At 66.3% G+C, this 17,319-nt stretch carries 13 protein-coding genes; 7 read left to right on the top strand and 6 right to left on the bottom strand.

What is annotated here, in order from left to right; all coding sequences use genetic code 11:
• Window positions 1-14: 14 nt before the first annotated feature.
• From FOF45_RS10745 to mtgA, 3 genes are read right to left on the bottom strand one after another with little or no spacing between them, the layout of a single operon-like run.
• Window positions 15-443 (bottom strand): CBS domain-containing protein, encoded by a 429-nt coding sequence (locus FOF45_RS10745; protein WP_158984705.1) that lies wholly within the window; start codon window positions 441-443, stop codon window positions 15-17.
• Window positions 403-1,431, bottom strand: coding sequence for a glycosyltransferase family 2 protein (locus FOF45_RS10740; protein WP_158984703.1), 1,029 nt, complete (start codon window positions 1,429-1,431; stop codon window positions 403-405). The genes FOF45_RS10745 and FOF45_RS10740 overlap by 41 nt, the downstream gene beginning before the upstream one ends.
• Window positions 1,432-1,468: 37 nt before the next feature.
• A complete protein-coding gene (gene mtgA, locus FOF45_RS10735) occupies window positions 1,469-2,200 on the bottom strand; it encodes a monofunctional biosynthetic peptidoglycan transglycosylase (RefSeq protein WP_425481956.1) in 732 nt (243 codons plus the stop codon).
• Between the two features lie 104 nt (window positions 2,201-2,304).
• Here mtgA and hslO point away from each other — a divergent pair, with 104 nt between their 5' ends.
• The 7 genes from hslO (at window position 2,305) to FOF45_RS10700 (ending at window position 14,171) form a co-directional block, all read left to right on the top strand.
• On the top strand, window positions 2,305-3,222 hold the full coding sequence (hslO, locus tag FOF45_RS10730) for an Hsp33 family molecular chaperone HslO (RefSeq protein ID WP_158984701.1): 918 nt from the start codon (window positions 2,305-2,307) through the stop codon (window positions 3,220-3,222).
• Between the two features lie 141 nt (window positions 3,223-3,363).
• Complete coding sequence (locus FOF45_RS10725) at window positions 3,364-4,185, top strand: XOO1806 family protein (protein WP_199244562.1); 822 nt, start codon at window positions 3,364-3,366, stop codon at window positions 4,183-4,185.
• Window positions 4,186-4,516: 331 nt separating this feature from the next.
• The gene (locus FOF45_RS10720; RefSeq protein ID WP_158984697.1) at window positions 4,517-7,639 is read left to right on the top strand and encodes a TonB-dependent receptor domain-containing protein; all 3,123 of its coding nucleotides are present in this window, start codon (window positions 4,517-4,519) and stop codon (window positions 7,637-7,639) included.
• 227 nt (window positions 7,640-7,866) lie between these two features.
• The gene (locus tag FOF45_RS10715) at window positions 7,867-10,815 is read left to right on the top strand and encodes a TonB-dependent receptor plug domain-containing protein (protein WP_158984695.1); all 2,949 of its coding nucleotides are present in this window, start codon (window positions 7,867-7,869) and stop codon (window positions 10,813-10,815) included.
• A 70-nt stretch (window positions 10,816-10,885) separates the two neighbouring features.
• Window positions 10,886-12,466 carry a tetratricopeptide repeat-containing sulfotransferase family protein gene (locus tag FOF45_RS10710; protein WP_158984693.1) on the top strand — a complete coding sequence of 527 codons (1,581 nt, stop codon included), beginning with the start codon at window positions 10,886-10,888 and terminating at the stop codon, window positions 12,464-12,466.
• Window positions 12,467-12,475: 9 nt separating this feature from the next.
• Window positions 12,476-13,162, top strand: a complete 687-nt coding sequence (locus FOF45_RS10705) for a putative 2OG-Fe(II) oxygenase (RefSeq protein WP_158984691.1) — start codon at window positions 12,476-12,478, stop codon at window positions 13,160-13,162.
• Window positions 13,149-14,171 carry a hypothetical protein gene (locus tag FOF45_RS10700; protein ID WP_158984689.1) on the top strand — a complete coding sequence of 341 codons (1,023 nt, stop codon included), beginning with the start codon at window positions 13,149-13,151 and terminating at the stop codon, window positions 14,169-14,171. Before FOF45_RS10705 ends, FOF45_RS10700 begins: the two co-directional genes overlap by 14 nt.
• Before the next feature lie 15 nt (window positions 14,172-14,186).
• Here FOF45_RS10700 and FOF45_RS10695 read toward each other — a convergent pair whose 3' ends face one another.
• The 3 genes from FOF45_RS10695 to FOF45_RS10685 are packed head-to-tail and all read right to left on the bottom strand — an operon-like array spanning window position 14,187 to window position 17,284.
• Window positions 14,187-14,777, bottom strand: a complete 591-nt coding sequence (locus FOF45_RS10695) for a 2OG-Fe(II) oxygenase (protein WP_158984688.1) — start codon at window positions 14,775-14,777, stop codon at window positions 14,187-14,189.
• 7 nt (window positions 14,778-14,784) lie between these two features.
• A complete protein-coding gene (locus FOF45_RS10690; RefSeq protein ID WP_158984686.1) occupies window positions 14,785-16,590 on the bottom strand; it encodes a phosphoenolpyruvate carboxykinase (GTP) in 1,806 nt (601 codons plus the stop codon).
• A gap of 40 nt (window positions 16,591-16,630) precedes the next feature.
• Window positions 16,631-17,284 (bottom strand): TetR/AcrR family transcriptional regulator, encoded by a 654-nt coding sequence (locus FOF45_RS10685; RefSeq protein ID WP_158984684.1) that lies wholly within the window; start codon window positions 17,282-17,284, stop codon window positions 16,631-16,633.
• Window positions 17,285-17,319 lie beyond the last annotated feature (35 nt).

The following is a 17,319-nucleotide window of genomic DNA, read 5'->3' as shown; positions in this document are numbered from 1 at the left end:
TCGCGCAGGAGCGATCAACTGGCGATGTAGCGCTGCAGCTGGTCGAGTTCGAGCTGCTGGTCCTCGATCACCGCCTTCACCAGGTCGCCGATCGACACCACCCCGAGCACCTGTTCGTTGTGCACGACCGGCAAGTGGCGGATGCGCTTGTCGGTGACGATCTGCATGCAGTGGTCGGTGGTTTCGTCCAGGCCGACGGTGACCACCTGGGAGGTCATGATGGTGCGAACCGGCGTGTCGGCCGAGGAACGTCCCTGCAGCACGATCTTGCGCGCGTAGTCGCGCTCGGAAAGGATGCCGACCAGGCGTCCGCCCTCGATCACGAGCACGGCGCCGATGCGCTTCTCCGCCATGAGCCTGATCGCGTCGATGACCGGCACGTCCGGGCCGATCGCGAAAACCTCAGGCGCTTTGGCTTCGAGCAGTTGCCGCACGGTGCGCATGGCCGTCTCCTTCCGCTGGGGCTTGCCCCGAGCATACTCCTGCGCCCGGCAGCCAGGTGTCGACGAGATACAGCGGGCGCTGCTTGGATTCCTCGTACAGCCGCCCCAGGTATTCGCCGATCAGGCCCAGTGCGATCAGCTGCACGCCACCAAGGAACAGGATCACGGACATCATCGTCGGCCAGCCGGCCACCCGGTCGCCCCAGAACAGCGCCTTGACGATGATCACCACGCCGTAGACGAACGCCACCATCGCGGTCAGCAGGCCCAGGTAGGTCGCCAGGCGCAGCGGTACCGTCGAGAAACTGGTGATGCCTTCCAGTGCGAGGTTCCACAGTCGCCAGAAGTTGAACGCGCTGCGTCCCGCCGCACGCGGTTCGCGGTGGTAGGGAATCGCCACGCGGTTGTAGCCGACCCAACCGAACAGACCCTTCATGAAGCGGTGGCGTTCGCGCAGCTGGCGCAGTGCCGCGACGGCACGCGGCGACAGCAGGCGGAAATCACCCGTGTCGGCGGGAATCGGTGTCTGCGAAAGACGGCCGATCACGCGATAGAACGCGTGCGCAGTGGTGCGCTTCAACCAGCCCTCGCCCTCGCGTTCCAGTCGCGTGCCGTGCACGTCGTCGTAGCCTTCGCGCCACTTGGCGACGAACTGCGGGATCAGTTCCGGCGGATCCTGCCCGTCGGCGTCGAGGATCAGCGCCGCGGCCCCGTCCTCCACCCGGTCCAGGCCCGCGGTCATCGCCGTTTCCTTGCCGAAGTTGCGCGACAGGCGCAGCAGCGAGATTCGCCGGTCCTCATCGGCCATGCGTTGCAGCACGGACCAGGTCGCGTCGTCGCTGCCGTCGTCGATATAGACCACGGTGGTATCGACGTCGTGCTCGTCGGCCAATGCGTCCATCACCCGCGCCAGCCGCGGCTGCAGCAGCGGCAGCGCGTGGGCCTCGTTGTAGGCGGCGATGACGATGGCAAGGCGGTCGCGGGTCATGGGGCGATGGTAGTCGCTTGTCCCGGCACTGCCCATGTCACTCGATCCGCTCGAGGTATCCGGCGCCGCCGATGGAACGCATCTGCCGCTGGATCGCCTGCGAACGGCGCTGCACGTACGGTCCGGGGCGGGAGATGCTGTAACGGCGTGGGCTGGGCAGCACCGCGGCCATGCGCGCGGCCTCGGACGCGGTCAGCCGGTCGGCGTCCTTGCGGTAGAACGTACGCGCCGCGGCCTGTGCGCCGTACACGCCGTCGCCGAACTCGGCGATGTTGGCGTAGACCTCGATGATGCGGTGCTTGGGCCACAGCGCTTCGATCAGCAGCGTGTACCAGGCCTCGATGCCCTTGCGCACGTAGCTGCGGCCGCTCCACAGGAACAGGTTCTTCGCCGTCTGCTGGCTGATGGTGCTGCCGCCGCGCACCTTGCGGCCGCGTGCGTTGTTCTTGCGCGCCTTCTCGATCGCCTTCAGGTCGAAACCGAAATGCTCGGCGAAGTTCTGGTCTTCCGACGCGATCATCGCCAGCGGCACGTTGGAGGACATCTCGTCGAGGTCGCGCCAGTCGTACGCGATGCGGAAACCCCAGTCGCCTTCGCCGAAGGCCTCGAGCTGCCGCGATACCATGAACGCACTGAAGGCCGGGTCGACGAAACGCAACGTCGCCACCTGCACGACGCTCGCCACGACGAACAGCAGCGGCATCGCCAGCAGCCAGCGCAGCCATCGACGACGGCGCTTCGGCCTTGCCTGTTCCAGGTTCTCGTTCACGCCTTGCACGTCGCCTGCTCCATCCCCATTGTGGTGTCCACGCCCCTTCACACGAGCGCGCGCATTATCCGCCAATGCCGCGCCGCTGCCGCGAGCTCCCCTGCATGACCGAGATTTCCCCCACTGCTGCCCGCGATCGCGATCAGCTGACCCGTTTCCTTATCGAAGGCGCCGGTGTGCGCGGCGTGCGCGTGCACCTGCAGGACACTTGGACGCAGATCCGCGAGCGTGCCGAGTACCCGCCCGCCGCGGCCGAACTGCTGGGCGAGGCCGCCGCCGCGGCGGCGTTGTTCACCGGCCACGCGAAGGTCGATGGCCGACTGTCGGTGCAGCTGCGCGGCAGCGGTGCGCTGCGCACGCTGTTCGCCGAGTGCACCGCCGCCGGCACGCTGCGCGGTATCGCCCAGATCGACGAGCAAGGCGAGGTGTCGCGCGACCTGCATGCGCTCGGCCCGGGCGCGGTGCTGGCCATCACCATCGAGAATCCCTCCGTCGACGGTCGCGATCCGGCCCGCTATCAGGGCCTGGTCGCGCTGGAATCGGACTCGCTGGCCGGTGCGTTCGAGGACTACTTCCGCCAGTCCGAGCAGCTGCCGACCCGCCTGCTCCTCGCTGCCGACGAACGGCAGGCCGCGGGACTGATGCTGCAGAAGCTTCCGGGGGATCATGGCGACGAGGACGGCTGGGCCCGGGCGGGCGCGCTGTTCGACACCCTCAGTCCAAGGGAATTGCTGGACTGGAGCGCCGACGACCTGCTGACCCGCCTGTTCCACGAGGACGGCGTGCAGGTGCTGGGCGGCAAGCCGCTGCGATTCGCCTGTTCCTGCTCCCGCGAGCGGGTCGAGTCCATGCTGGTCTCGCTGGGGGCCGAGGAGGCCGAGGCGGCCGTCGAGGCGGCCGGTGGCCACGCCCTGATCCGTTGCGAGTTTTGCGGACAGAGTTACCGTTTCGATTCGGAGGAAATCGCTAGCTTGTTTACCGTGGCGACGACGGAGCTGGCTGCCCCGGAGCGGCTGCAGTAGCCGCTCCACGTCACCCGGGGAATTGTTAAATAAACATAAACGGTCTATAGTCGCGCTCCTAAGGAGACGGGAACTCCACCGGCTGCGGCCGGTCGTATCAAGACCATGAACACGCGCCTGCTTCGACTGCCGTTGACCCTGATGCTCGCGCTTGGCGCGGCGTCGGGCGTCCATGCGCAGGCCAAGCGCGTGGCTCCCGAGACGACCTACCTGCCGGTCTGGAACCAGTCCAACGGCAAGCTCGAATACCTCCTCCAGCTCGAACCCACCGGCGCGCCGGTCGCCGGTGCGCGCTGGCGCGTGGGCAGCAACACGCTCGATGCCGCCTTCGGCCTCGAGGCTGGCGACACGCTCGGCCTGGTCTGCGATCGCAAGACCGGGCTGGCCGGCGCGATCGGCAACCTCGCCAATCACTGCATGCTCGCCTCGCTCGACGACGATGCCGGCAACGCGGCGCGCCAGGGCACCGTCGGTGCCGCGCTGACGCGACCGGGCGGCAAGGTCGGTCTGGCGTTCGGCAGTGGACGGGACACCCTGCCCGCCTGGCTCAGTCCGACCAGCAAGGCCGGCAAGCTCGACCAGAACACGCTCACCGTCTACGGCCAGAAGAACATCGGCCGCGAGGCGACCGTTTCGATCGGCGGCACGTGGGCGAAGGCCCGCCTGATTCCCGCCGGCGAAGTGCCCGACCTCGCCGACCGCTGGAGCACCAAGAGCGTCACGCTCGGTGCGGGCCTGGGCAATTTCAGCGCCAACATCGTCGGCCGCGTGGTCGACACGCCGGGCGAACCGGGCCAGTGGGAAGGCCTTGGCGTCGGCCTGACCTGGCGCACGCCGTGGAGCGGCCAGCTCACCGTCGGCGCGGAAAACGTCGTCACGCGCGGCAAGAATCCGTTCGCACCGGACAACGGCGATAAGGACGAAGGCACCGTGCCTTACGTCCGTTACGAGCAGGACCTCTAAGCCCCTCTCCCCGCATGCAAGCACCCGGACAACCGGGCGCTCCATTCGTGCGTCCGTTCGTCGGCTGGACTTCGCTTTGCCGAATCTGCCGAGTTGCGCTTGAGGCCCCCCAGAAGGGGTGATCATTTCCGTCGTCCGGGCTTTTTTGTGACAACGGCCACGGAAAAAACCTCCATACGCTCACGCATCCCGTCTTCGCGCGGCCTTCGCACTGTCATAACGATACTTTCACTTTCCTCCGACCCGAAGTAGGATCGGGACACCCTTGCTGAACTTGGCGTTTGTTTTGACGCCGTCGGCTCGGTTCCGTGGAAACTTTGGAGAGAGAGAAATGCCGTTGAAGACCCACCCGCTCCGCAGCGCGATCACGTTCGCGCTCGCCATGGGCAGCACCACCGCCGGCGTCGCCGTCGCTCAGGAAGCCCAGGAAGCCCAGGAAGCGACCACCCTCGACCGCATCGAAGTCACTGGTACGCGCATTCGCCAGGTCGATCTGGAAACCGCTCAGCCGGTTCTGCAGATCACCCGCCAGGACATCGAAAAGCAGGGCTTCCAGTCGGTCGGTGACATCCTGCAGAACATCACTGCAACCGGTTCGCCGCCGGTCAGCCGCGCCGCGCCGCTGTCGGCCGGTGAAGCTTCGGGCGGTACCTTCATCAGCATGCGTAACCTGGGCGCTGCCCGTACGCTGGTGCTGATGAACGGCAAGCGCCTGGGCGTGACCACGGGCGGCCTGTCCGACATCTCGACGATCCCGGCTGCCGCCGTGGAGCGCATCGAAGTCCTGAAGGACGGCGCCTCCTCGATCTACGGCTCCGACGCGATCGCCGGCGTGATCAACATCATCACGCGCAGCAACTTCGAAGGCGCAGCCGCCAGCGTCTACTACGGTCAGTACGACGAAGGCGACGGTGGCATCACCAACGGCTCCTTCATCATGGGCTTCTCGGGTGACCGCGGTTCGCTGACCGCCGCCGGCGAGTGGTCGAAGGAAGACGAGGTGTGGGCGTCGGATCGTCCGTACAGCGCGTTCCCGCGTTCGGAGAACCACCCGACCGACAACTGGACCCCGGTTGGTTTCGACGGTGGCTTCAACAGCGTCGCTGCTCAGGCTTTCCCGAACGTCGTCTACGTTCCGGCGACCGCCACCAACCCGAGCCGCTCGACCCGCGTCGTGCTGCGTCCGGGCGGCGACTCGCGCAATCCGGCCGACTGGGTCGCCCAGGACCAGAACGTCGGTGCATGCGCACCGAACACCCTGACCAGCACCGGCCCGCAGGGTTGCGTCGCAGGCTCGACGCTGCACAAGGCCAACTCGAACGAGCAGATGACCCTGCGTCAGCCGATCGAGCGCCAGGCGCTGAACATCGACGGCATCTACGACATCACGGATAACGTCCGCTTCCGCACCAACCTGCTGTACAGCCACCGCATCAGCACCCGCTCCATCGCGGGCTACCCGATGCAGGCGGCTTCGTTCGGCACGCCGATGGCGGCCAACAGCTACTTCAACCCGGTTCCGGGCACCGCGATCGGCAGCTGGTGGCGTCGTACGTGGGAAGTGCCGCGCGTGACCGAAAGCGACCTGACCACGTACCGCTTCGCCGGTGCGTTCGAAGGCAGCTTCGACTTCGCCGACCGCACCTTCGACTGGGACGTCTCGTACCTCAACAACACCAACCGCAACGTCCAGTCGTCGTACGGCAACCTGAACCTCGCCAACGTCCGCGCTGCTGTCGGTCCGTCGTACCTCGAGACCGCCCCGGGTGCGAACCAGGGTCAGGTGCGCTGCGGCGTGCCGGGCGCCCCGATCGCCGGCTGCCAGGTCTGGAATCCCTTCCTGACCTTCGGTGCGACCGGTCCGGGCTCGCTGACGAACAACAAGGCGCTGCAGGACTACCTGTTCCAGGAAGAGCATTCGACGGGTGAAACCGAGACGACGGTGATGTCGGCGAACCTGGCCGGCACCATCCTCGCGCTGCCGGCGGGCGACCTCGGCTTCGCGGCCGGTGTCGAACACCGCAAGGAACAGGGCGAGTTCACGCCGGACGCGCTGTCGGTCACCGGCGGCTCGACCAACCTCGCCGGCGGTCCGACCGACGGCCAGTACACGGTCGACGAAATCTACGCCGAGTTCCAGGTGCCGATCCTGGCCGACCTGCCGTTCGCTCGCGAACTGACCCTGAGCGTCGCAACCCGTTACTCGGATTACGACACCTTCGGCGACACGACCAACAACAAGTTCGGCCTGAAGTGGAAGCCGATCGACTCGCTGCTGGTCCGCGCCACCTTCGCTGACGGTTTCCGCGCTCCGACGATCTCCGACCTCTACGGCGGCAGCTCGCAGACGTTCTCGCAGTACACCGACCCCTGCGACACCGTCCGCGGTGAAGCAGCCACCAACGCCACGGTGCGCAACAACTGCATCAACGGCGTCGGCGGCAACGGTGCACTCGGCGCGCTGGGCAACACCTACCGCCAGCTGGGCCAGGGCTTCGCTCCGGTCGGCACCACGCCGGCACAGACGCCGGTCGCCTTCACCTCCGGCTCGAACCCGGATCTGACGCCGGAAATCTCGACCTCGCAGACCGTCGGTTTCGTGTGGAGCCCGAGCTTCATCGAAGGCTTCAACGTGGCGCTGGACTGGTGGAAGATCCGCATCTCCGACACGATCGTCGCCGACTCCCCGACCACCATGCTCAACGACTGCTACGTCGTCGGCATCGCGTCGCGCTGCGTCGCTCCGGTCGGTACGAGCCCGGGCTTCACGCGCGATCCGGCGAACGGCATCCCGACGGTGTTCTTCGGCAACCGCAACGCCGGTTTCCGCAAGGTCGAGGGCTTCGACTTCGACCTGACCTACCGTCTGCCGACCGAGTCGTGGGGTAACTTCACCCTGTCGTCGACCAGCACGTACACCTCGAGCGACATCCTGGTCAGCACCAACGACGCACGTTACGCGCTGTCGTCGGTCGGTTTCGCCGGCGCCGGCAACCCGCACCGCATCCGTTCGAACATGAACCTGACCTGGGAAATGGGTCAGTTCGGTGCGAGCTGGATGGCGCGCTACTACTCGGGCATGAAGGAAGCTTGCACGTACTTCACCCCGACCGGTGGCCCGAACCCGCCGCCGAACGGCCCGCGTCCGCCGGACGTGACCGTGGACCACCTGGAGTGCAACGAGATCGTGCAGGCCCCGACCGGCGCGTTCATCCCGGGCACGTTCAACCCGGCGAGCTCGCTGGCGCGTCGTCGCGAAGTCGGTTCGGTCACCTTCCACGACGTCCAGGTCCGTTACGAGACCCCGTGGAACGCCACCGTCTCGCTGGGTGCGAACAACGTGTTCGACAAGCAGCCGCCGGTCATGTATTCGCAGCCGAACTCGAACTTCAGCTTCGACGGCGAGTACGACATCGGTCGCTTCTGGTACATGAAGTACACGCAGCGCTTCTGATCCTCGGATCGGACCGCTGTTGCAACACCACTACGGCCCCGCAAGGGGCCGTAGTTTTTTGCGCCGCAGCAAACCCGCCGATCTCACGAGAGTCTGATACGGGACATTAACGACACTTTAATTACTCCAAGCACCCGGCTAGTATCGGCTCGACCTTGCCGACTTTGGCGCGTGCATTTGCTCGCTTGGGCGGGTCCAGGGTAACGACCTAAGACTTGGAGAGAGAGATGACTTTCAAGACCAGCCAGCTCCGCGATGCGATCACGGTTGCGCTTGCCGTGGGCGCCACGGCAGTAACCGCAAACGCATTCGCGCAGGAAGCCGAACAGGAGGCCACCACGCTCGGACGCGTGGAGGTGACCGGTTCGCGAATCAAGCGCGTCGATACTGAAACTTCGCAGCCCATCCTCACCCTTGACCGCCAGGCCATCGAAAACACCGGTGTGACCTCGATCGGCGATGTGATCCAGCAGATCTCGGCCAACGGTTCGGCACTCAACACCAGCTTCAACAACGGCGGTAACGGTCAGACCCAGGTCGACCTGCGCAACCTCGGCTCCAACCGCACCCTGGTGCTGGTCAACGGCCGTCGCTGGGTCACCGGCCTTGCCGGCGCGGTGGACCTCAACACCATTCCGATCGCCGCGGTGGAACGCGTGGAAGTGCTGAAGGACGGCGCCTCCGCGATCTATGGTTCCGACGCCATCGCGGGCGTCGTGAACATCATCACCCGCCAGAACTTCGACGGTGCCTCGGCTTCGGCCTTCTACGGCACCACCAGCGAAGGCGACGGCACGCAGCAGGCCTACGACTTCATCATCGGCAGCACGACCGACCGCTCCAACGTGATGTTGGGCGCGAACTACGTGAAGCAGGAGCCGATCTTCGCCGGCGATCGCGAGATCTCGGCGGTTCCGTCGTTCGGCCTGCCGGGCAACAACGTCAACGCAGGCGCGTCGTCGACCAGCCGCTTCGGTCGCTTCGACTATCCGGCGCAGGGTGCCGGCACGCTCACGCTGCGTCCGGGCGCCGAGGGCTGCGTCAACAACCAGGTCTGCGACCCGTCCGTCGTCAGCCAGTTCCGCGCGTTCTCGCTCAACACCGACGGCTTCAACTTCGCGCCGGAAAACTACCTGTCGACGCCGCAGGAGCGCATCGGTCTCTTCGGCCAGGCGCGCTTCGACATCAACGACCGCGTGTCGTTCAAGGCCGAGGCGCTGTACAACGAGCGTCGTTCGGAGCAGTACCTGGCGCCGCAGCCGATCAGCTGGGGTGAAACCCTGCCGGCCGGCTTCAACTCGCCGACCTCGCTGGCGTACACCTTCAATCTCAGCGAAGACAGCATCTACAACCCGTTCGGCACCGACATCACGCGCGTGCAGACCCGCGGCCCGAGCTTCTCGCCGCGCCGGTTCTCGCAGGACGTGGACACCTACCGGTTCGCCGGTGGTTTCGACGGTACCTTCGAGCTGGGCGATCGCTACTTCGCGTGGGACGTGGGCATGTCGTACACCGACAACCACGAAGACGACACCACCACCGGCCTGCAGAACCTGGCCCGCATCCGCGACGCCGTCGGCCCCTCGATGATCGTCAACGGCGTGCCGATCTGCGTGAGCACCCCGGGCGATGCGACCTCGGTCATCGCCGGCTGCGTACCGTGGAACGTCATGGGCAACGCCGAAGACGCTACGCCGCAGATGCTCGAGTACATCAACTACGTCGACCACGGCACCATCAAGGACGAGCAGAAGTCGTACATCGCCAACATCTCGGGCGACATGTTCGAACTGCCGGGCGGCATGGCGGCCTTCGCGGCCGGCTATGAGCGTCGCGACGTCAACGGTGCCTTCAGCCCCGACGCGTTGGCCTCCTCGGGCCTGACCACGGGCAGCCAGGCCACCGCGACTGCGGGCGGCTACAAGGTCGACGAGGTGTACCTCGAACTGAGCCTGCCGGTCCTCAAGGATCTGCCGGGGGCGGACCTGCTGGAGTTCCAGCTGGCCGGCCGCTACTCCGACTACTCCACCTTTGGCGACACCTTCAATCCGAAGTTCGGATTCAAGTGGAAGCCGATGGAGGACCTGCTGATCCGCGGTAACTGGAGCAAGGGCTTCCGTGCGCCGTCGATCAACGAGCTGTTCGCCGGCGAGGCGGACAACTTCCCGACCCTGTACGACCCGTGCGATGCGAACAACCTGTACGCAGCCACGGCCACCGGCCAGCTCAGCGACGCCGGCGTCGCCGCGGTGACGGCGAACTGCCTTGCCGACGGCGTGCCTGCCGATTACGGCCAGCCGAACCCGCAGATCCGCACGACCATCGGCGGCAACCCGAACCTGCAGCCGGAAACCTCGGAATCCACGACCTTCGGTGCCGTGTGGAGCCCGAGCTTCCTCGAAGGCTTCAGCGTGAGCCTGGACTGGTGGAAGATCGACATCGACGATCCGATCCAGGTGGTCGACATCCAGGAAGCGATCGACGCGTGCTACCTGGCGCTGCCGGGTGCGCGTGACGCCAACTCCTGCGCGGTGTTCACCCGCGATGCGACCACCGGCGACGTCGCCGACGTCGATGCCACCCTGCAAAACCAGGGCTTCCGCAACGTCGAAGGCTACGACTTCACGCTGGACTACAGCTTCGAGACGAGCGTCGGCAAGTTCCGCGTCAACTGGGACAACTCGTACATCTCCAAGTACGAAACCCAGATCGCGGAAGGTTCGGCCGTGGTGTCGCGCGTGGGCAACATCTCCACGAACTTCCCGGTCTGGCGCTGGCGCTCCAACATCGACCTGTCGTGGGAACGTGGCGACTGGGATGCCTCGCTCATGGGCCGTTACTACTCGGCGCTGGATGAGGAATGCGAAGGCCCGGTCCTGGCCGCGGTCTACGCCGAGCAGCCGGAGTTCGAGAACCTGTGCTCGGCGCCGCGTCGTCCGACCACGGACTTCACCGGCACGTCGGCCGTCACCCCGGAGAACACCCTGGACGAGACGATGTACTGGGACGTGCAGGTCGGCACCAAGCTGCCGTGGAACGCCCGCGTCGCGGTGGGCGTGAACAACGTGTTCGACGAAGACCCGCCGGTCTCGTACACCGCGTTCGCCAACAGCTTCGACCCGCAGTACGAAATGCCCGGTCAGTTCTACTACATCCGTTACGACCAGAAGTTCTGATCCTGCTCCACCCGAAGAAGGCCCCGTCAGGGGCCTTCTTTTTTTGCGCGGTTTGTTCCATAAAAGACCAATGGCTACGAAGGCTTCCTCCGTCAGCGCGCCTGCCCTGCTCGCCCAGGCACAGCAGCTGATCCTGAGCAAACAACCGGCCGCCGGCCTTGCGGCGTTCGTGCGCCTGACCGAACAGTTTCCCCGCTACGCCGAAGGCTGGTTCCAGCGCAGCGGCACGGAAGTCGGACTCGCACGCGGCCTGACGGCCATCGCATCGGCGCGCCACGCCGTGGCGCTGGAGCCTTCGCGCGCGCTGTATCGCGCGCACCTGGCGCAAACGCAGGTGAACTACGGGCTGTGGGGCGACGCACTGGAAACACTGGTGCCGTTGCGCCGCATCGATCCGTCGAACCTCGAGCCACGCATCGCCAATTCGGTGGGTTCCGCCCTGTCGCTGTGCGGCCTGGAAAACGAAGCACAACCGTGGTTCGAATCCGCCGCGGCCCGCAGCAGCGACACGCCGACCTACGCCTACAACCACGCCGTGGGCTTGTTGTACACGGGCGATGTCGCCGCATCGCGCGACGCGTTGGTCGCCCTGACGGAACGTTTCCCCGACTTCGCCAAGGCGCACTGGTCGCTGAGTTCCAACCGCAGCGCGGAGCCGGAAGCCGGGCGCGTCGACACGCTGTATGCCGCGCTGCAGCGCGCGCGCAGCGCCGTCGACGAAGTGATGTACTGCTACGCCCTGTTCAACACGCTCGACGCACTCGGCCGCACCGGCGAGGCGTTCCAGGAACTCGAACACGGCATGCGCCTGCAGCGCGCGCGCCTGGCCTACAACCGCGAGGACATCCGCGCACTGCAGGACATCAGCGCGAAGGTGTCGACCTCGCTGCCGGCCACCGGCGCGGACGATGCGCCGGGCACGACGCCGATCTTCGTCCTCGGCTTGCCGCGCTCGGGAACCACGCTGGTCGAGCGCATCCTCGGCAACCATCCGGACGTCGCCACCGGTGGCGAAACGACGTGTTTTTCCGCTGCCTTGCGCGAGCAATGGCAGATCGAGACGGTCAATCCGATGCTCAGCTCGGTGCCCATCGAGCACTTCGACAAGCCGGTGGCGTTCGACAGGCTCGCCGCGCGCTATAGGCAACTGACGGCGTTCAAGGCCGGCGACAAGCCCTTCCTGTCGGACAAGTATCCCTTCAACTTCATGCTGGTGCCGTGGATCGTGCGGGCCTTCCCGAACGCGCGGATCGTGCACCTGCGTCGCGACCCGGTCGACACCTGCTTCGGCAACCTCAAGCAGCTGTTCTCCGGCCAGTACGGCGCCTGCTATTCGCAGCAGGACATGGCGGCCTACTACGACGCTTACCGCGACATGATGGCGCGCTGGGATGAGCTGTTCCCGGGCCGCATCCACCATGTCGATTACCCGCGCCTGGTGACCGAACCGGAAAGCACCGCGGCCGAACTGCTCGCGTATTGCCGCCTGCCCGAAATGCCCGACGCGTGGCGCATCGAGAACAACGAACGCACCGTGGCCACCGCGTCCAGCGCGCAGGTGCGCCAGCCCATCAACCGCAAGGGCCTGGACGCATGGCGGCGTTATGCCGACCAGTTGCGTCCGTTGGCGGACCATTTCGGCGCGACCTGACCGGCGTCCATGTCCCAGACGAATTTCAAGCTGTTCCCCGCGTTCGCCGTGCCGATGGCGCAGGATTTCCTGCCCGATGCCGAACGCCTCAATGCCGAGCTCAAGGCACTGCTGCTCGCGCGCGAGGCCGAAGGCGCGAAGTACGCCAATCCGAATCCGTCGCTGAAGCAGCAGGCGGGCGTGTTCGAGAGCGACTTCAACCTGTTCTCGTGGCCCGATCCGTGCGTGCAGCGACTGCGCCAGTTCTGCTGGGGCGTGCTGGGCCGCACGTTGCAGCAGATCAACAACTACAGCCAGGACGAGATGTCGCGGCTGCAGATCTACTCGCATACGTGGTTCCACGTCACCAGGAACGGCGGCTTCACCATCCTGCACACGCACCCGATGGCGTCGTGGTCGGGCGTGTACTGCGTGGCGCCGGGCGAGATGCCGGCAGATCGACCGGAATCGGGCGTGCTGCGCTTCCACAACCCGCACCACTACGCCAACTACTTCCTCGATCCGGGCAACGTGCGACTGCAGGTGCCCTACCACCACGGCAGCTACAACGTCCGCTTCCAGCCGGGGCAGCTGATCCTATTCCCGTCGTGGCTGCAGCACGAGGTACTGCCGTTCTTCGGCAACGACGAACGCGTCACCATCGCCTTCAACTGCTGGTTCTCGATGCGCGAGGACGGTGTCGGTGGCGGTGCCTGATTTCGCCGAACCAGGCTGGTTCCCTGCCGAGTACGACGCCGAATCGCGGCGTTTCCGGATGCGCTGGGTGACGCTGGAAGAAGTGGGCGATGCGACCTTCCTCGATCGCCGGATGAAGATCCGGTCGCGGGAAATCGCGGACATCGATGCGGAAACGGTCGCGTTCCACGACTTGCCGGCGCCGCCGTTCCTGTTCCATACCGCGTTCTGCGGATCGACCCTGCTCGCGCGCGCATTGCATGCGCCGCCGCGCGTGGTGGCGCTCAAGGAACCGCTGGTGCTGCATACGCTGGCGACGACGGGCATGCGCGCGGCTGCCGCCGGGACACGCACGCGCCGCAACGACGATCTCGCGCGCGGCCTGGCGTTGCTGTCGCGACCGTGGGCGCCGGGTGGGCGTGTGCTCATCAAGCCGGCGAACCAGATCAACGGCTGGCTGCCGCAGATCCTCGCCGCATCGCAGGATTCGCGCGCGATCCTGCTGTATTCGGGGCTGCGCGAGTTCATGGTCTCTTGCTTCAAGAAGCTGCCGGAGTCCGAACAGCGCATCCGCTGGATGGCGCAGGCGCTGTTGCGCAGTTCGCCACTGGCGCCGCGGCTGGGCATCGATCCGGAGACGCCGTTCAACCTCGTCGAATCCTGCGCGCTGGCATGGCATGCGCAGATGGACATCTATGCTCAGGCCTTGCGTGGCGACCGCGACGATCGCCTACGCAGCCTGGATTTCGCGCAGGTCCTGGCGGCTCCGGCGAAGAGCGTGCGCGATTGCGCGCAATGGCTGCGACTGGACGACGAAGGGCTCGACGAACGCGTGGGGGATGTCTTCTCGCGGCATTCCAAGGCCACGACGGGCAGTTACGATGCCGGCGAACGCGAGCGCGAAAACACCCGCGTGATCGATGCTTTCGGCGCGACCATCGACCGCGCCGTGGCGTGGGCGACGGACGCAGTGGGCCCGGCGATCGAGATGCCTGAGTGGAAGCCGCTGCGCGTGGACGCGACCGCCTGAGGGCGCTCCCGGGGATCAGCCGCGCGGCGCGGGCACGCGTTCGAACTTGATCGCGAAGGTGTAGCGCGGCGCGTAGCAGATGCGGTTCGGCGGACGCCCGACGTGCTTGATCGCGCCGTCGAATATCACCAGCCGGCCGGGACGCGGCTGGACCGCGCAGGCCACTTCATCCTGCGCGTCGAAGAACATCGTCTCGCCGCCCCATTCCAGATCCCAACGCTCGCACAGGTACCACAGCGCGGTCAGGTCGTGCTGGTCGGGCAGGCAGTCGGTGTGGGTGAACAGCATGTCGCCGTAGCTGGCGACGTTGGTGTACGCGCGGTACGGCCGATACGCGTGCTCGGCGTTGGAGAAGCCGAGCACGGCGCGACGCGTCACCTCGAAGATCGGTTGCTGCAACAGCGCTTCGATCTTCACCTCGGTCGCCCAGTGCCGGTAGTCGGCGGTATCCGGGCGTGCGATCTCGGTGCGCGTGAACGCGGCCCGCGAGAGGCCGCGCACATAGTCGCCCACGTTGGGCAGATGGCCATCGAACACCCGCAGGGGGCGGCCGTCGATCACGAGTTCACGACTGGCCGCGAGCGCGGCGGGGTTCGAAGCGGTCATGCAGTCCTCAGTTGGACAGGGCCTTGGCGATGCGCTGCTGTTCGTCCTTCAGGGCCTGCGGCATGCGCGGGCCGTATTCGTCGAGATACTCGCCGATGCTGGCGAACTCGGCCTGCCAGCCGGCATGGTCGAATCCGAACAGCTTGGCACGCCCTTCCTCGCTCAGCTTCACGCCGTCGAGGTTCAGGTCGCCTTCCGCCGGCAGATGGCCGATCGGCGTTTCCACCGACGACGCTTCGCCCTTCACGCGCTGGATCATCCACTCCAGCACGCGCAGGTTCTCGCCGAAGCCCGGCCACAGGAACTTGCCGTCGTCGCCCTTGCGGAACCAGTTGACGTGGAAGATCTTCGGCAGCTTCGCGCCGTCCTTGTCGAACGACAGCCAGTGGCTGAAGTAGTCGGCGAAGTTGTAGCCGCAGAACGGCTTCATCGCCATCGGGTCGCGGCGCATCACGCCAACCGCACCGGTCGCGGCGGCGGTGGTTTCCGAACCCATCGCGGCGCCGACCAGCACGCCGTGCGTCCAGTCGCGCGCTTCGAACACCAGCGGTACCAGCGAGGCGCGGCGTCCACCGAAGACGATCGCGCTGATCGGCACGCCGGCCGGATTCTCGGCCTGCTCGGAATAGCTCGGGCACTGCTTGGCCGACACGGTGAAGCGCGAGTTCGGATGCGCGGCCGGGCCCTTGGCGGCGTCGTACGCGCTGCCGCGCCAGTCGGTGACCGGCTGCTGGCCGTTGTCGAGGCCTTCCCACCACGGTTGGTTGTCGGCGGTGACGCCGACGTTGGTGAAGATGGTGTTCTTCTGGATCGAGGCCAGCGCGTTCGGGTTCGACTTCTCCGACGTGCCCGGCGCGACGCCGAAGAAACCGGCTTCCGGATTGATCGCGTACAGGCGGCCATCGGTGCCCGGGCGCATCCAGCAGATGTCGTCGCCCACGGTCCACACCTTCCAGCCGTCGGCGCGATAGCCCTCCGGCGGAATCAGCATGGCCAGGTTCGTCTTGCCGCAGGCAGACGGGAACGCGGCAGCGACGTAGTGCGTCTCGCCCTGCGGATTCTCCAGGCCGAGGATCAGCATGTGCTCGGCCAGCCAGCCTTCGTTGCGCGCCTGGTAGGACGCGATGCGCAGCGCATGGCACTTCTTGCCGAGCAGCGCGTTGCCACCGTAGCCCGAGCCGAACGACTTGATCGTCAGTTCTTCCGGGAAATGCATGATGAAACGGCGTTCCGGATCGAGCTCGCCGATCGAGTGCAGGCCGCGCACGAACTTGCCTTCGCGCTCGATGCGCGCCAGCGCCGGCGCGCCCATGCGGGTCATGATGCGCATGTTGGCGACCACGTACGGGCTGTCGGTGATCTCCACGCCGCAACGCGACAGCGGCGAATCGATCGGGCCCATGCAGTACGGGATCACGTACATCGTACGGCCCTTCATGCAGCCGTCGAAGAGCGCGTCCATCTGTTTGTGGCCGTCGGACGGCGACATCCAGTGGTTGTTCGGGCCGGCATCATCCTGCTTGCTGGTGCACACGAAGGTGAGGTGCTCCACGCGGGCGACGTCGTCCGGATGCGAGCGGTGCAGCCAGCTGTCCGGATGGGTCTGTTCGTTGAGCTTGACCAGCGTCCCATCGCGCTGCATCTGGGCGATCAGCGCGGCGTTCTCGGCATCGCTGCCATCGCACCAGTGGATCGCGTCGGGCTTTGTCAGCGCGGCGACTTCTGCGACCCAGGCGTTCAGGGAAGCGAGCCTGCTGCCTTCGCTCCCCGGCGCGACGGCAGGTTTCGAGACGTCATGGGAAATGGCATTCATTACGGAACATCCTCCAGCGGGGGCCGGTTTCTAGGGGAAATCAGGCTGACGGGATCAGCGTGGCCATCATGTGCTCGACATAGGCCTCGAATTCGTCGTGCTGCATGCGCGCCTGGTGCAACTGCAGGTTGAGCTGCAGGAAGCCCACGTAGGCGGCATAGAGCAGGCGCGCGCGGTGCTGGGCATCGGTGCGGCTGAGCCCGGCCTGGCGGAACGAGGCGGTGAGGTAGTCGAGGCGGCGTTCGGAAACGCGGCCGATGACCGGCTGGACCGCCGGGTGGTCGAGCGCCTTGAGCAGCTCGGAATAGATGACGTGCGACTTGAACTCGTGCGCGACGAGGGTGAACAGCGCACGCAGGCGTTCGCGCGGATCGGAAATGGGTTCGAGCTGGCCGAACACGGTTTCCTGTTCGACCTTCTCCCAGCGCTCCAGCGCCGCGACGAGCAAGGCATCGCGCGACGGGAAGTGCCAGTAGAAGCTGCCCTTGGTCACGCCCAGTCGTCGGGCCAGCGGTTCGACCGCCACCGCCGCGACACCTTGTTCGGCGATCAGGTCCAGCGCGGCCTGTGCCCAGTCGTCGGCACTCAGGCGGCCGGTGCGCTCGGGCGCGGCACCGCGCTCGGACGCCGGGTTGTCCTGTCCAGGACGTCCCGTCCCGGCTCCTTCCTGCTTGGTCTGCGGATTAGAGCTCATGGTCTATATTTTAACCATACGCCAGCGGCGGGAAC

Source organism: Lysobacter panacisoli, assembly GCF_009765165.1.
GTDB lineage: Bacteria > Pseudomonadota > Gammaproteobacteria > Xanthomonadales > Xanthomonadaceae > Lysobacter_J > Lysobacter_J panacisoli.
Note: the sequence above shows the minus strand (reverse complement) of the source record. Positions and strands in the feature narration are given on the sequence as shown.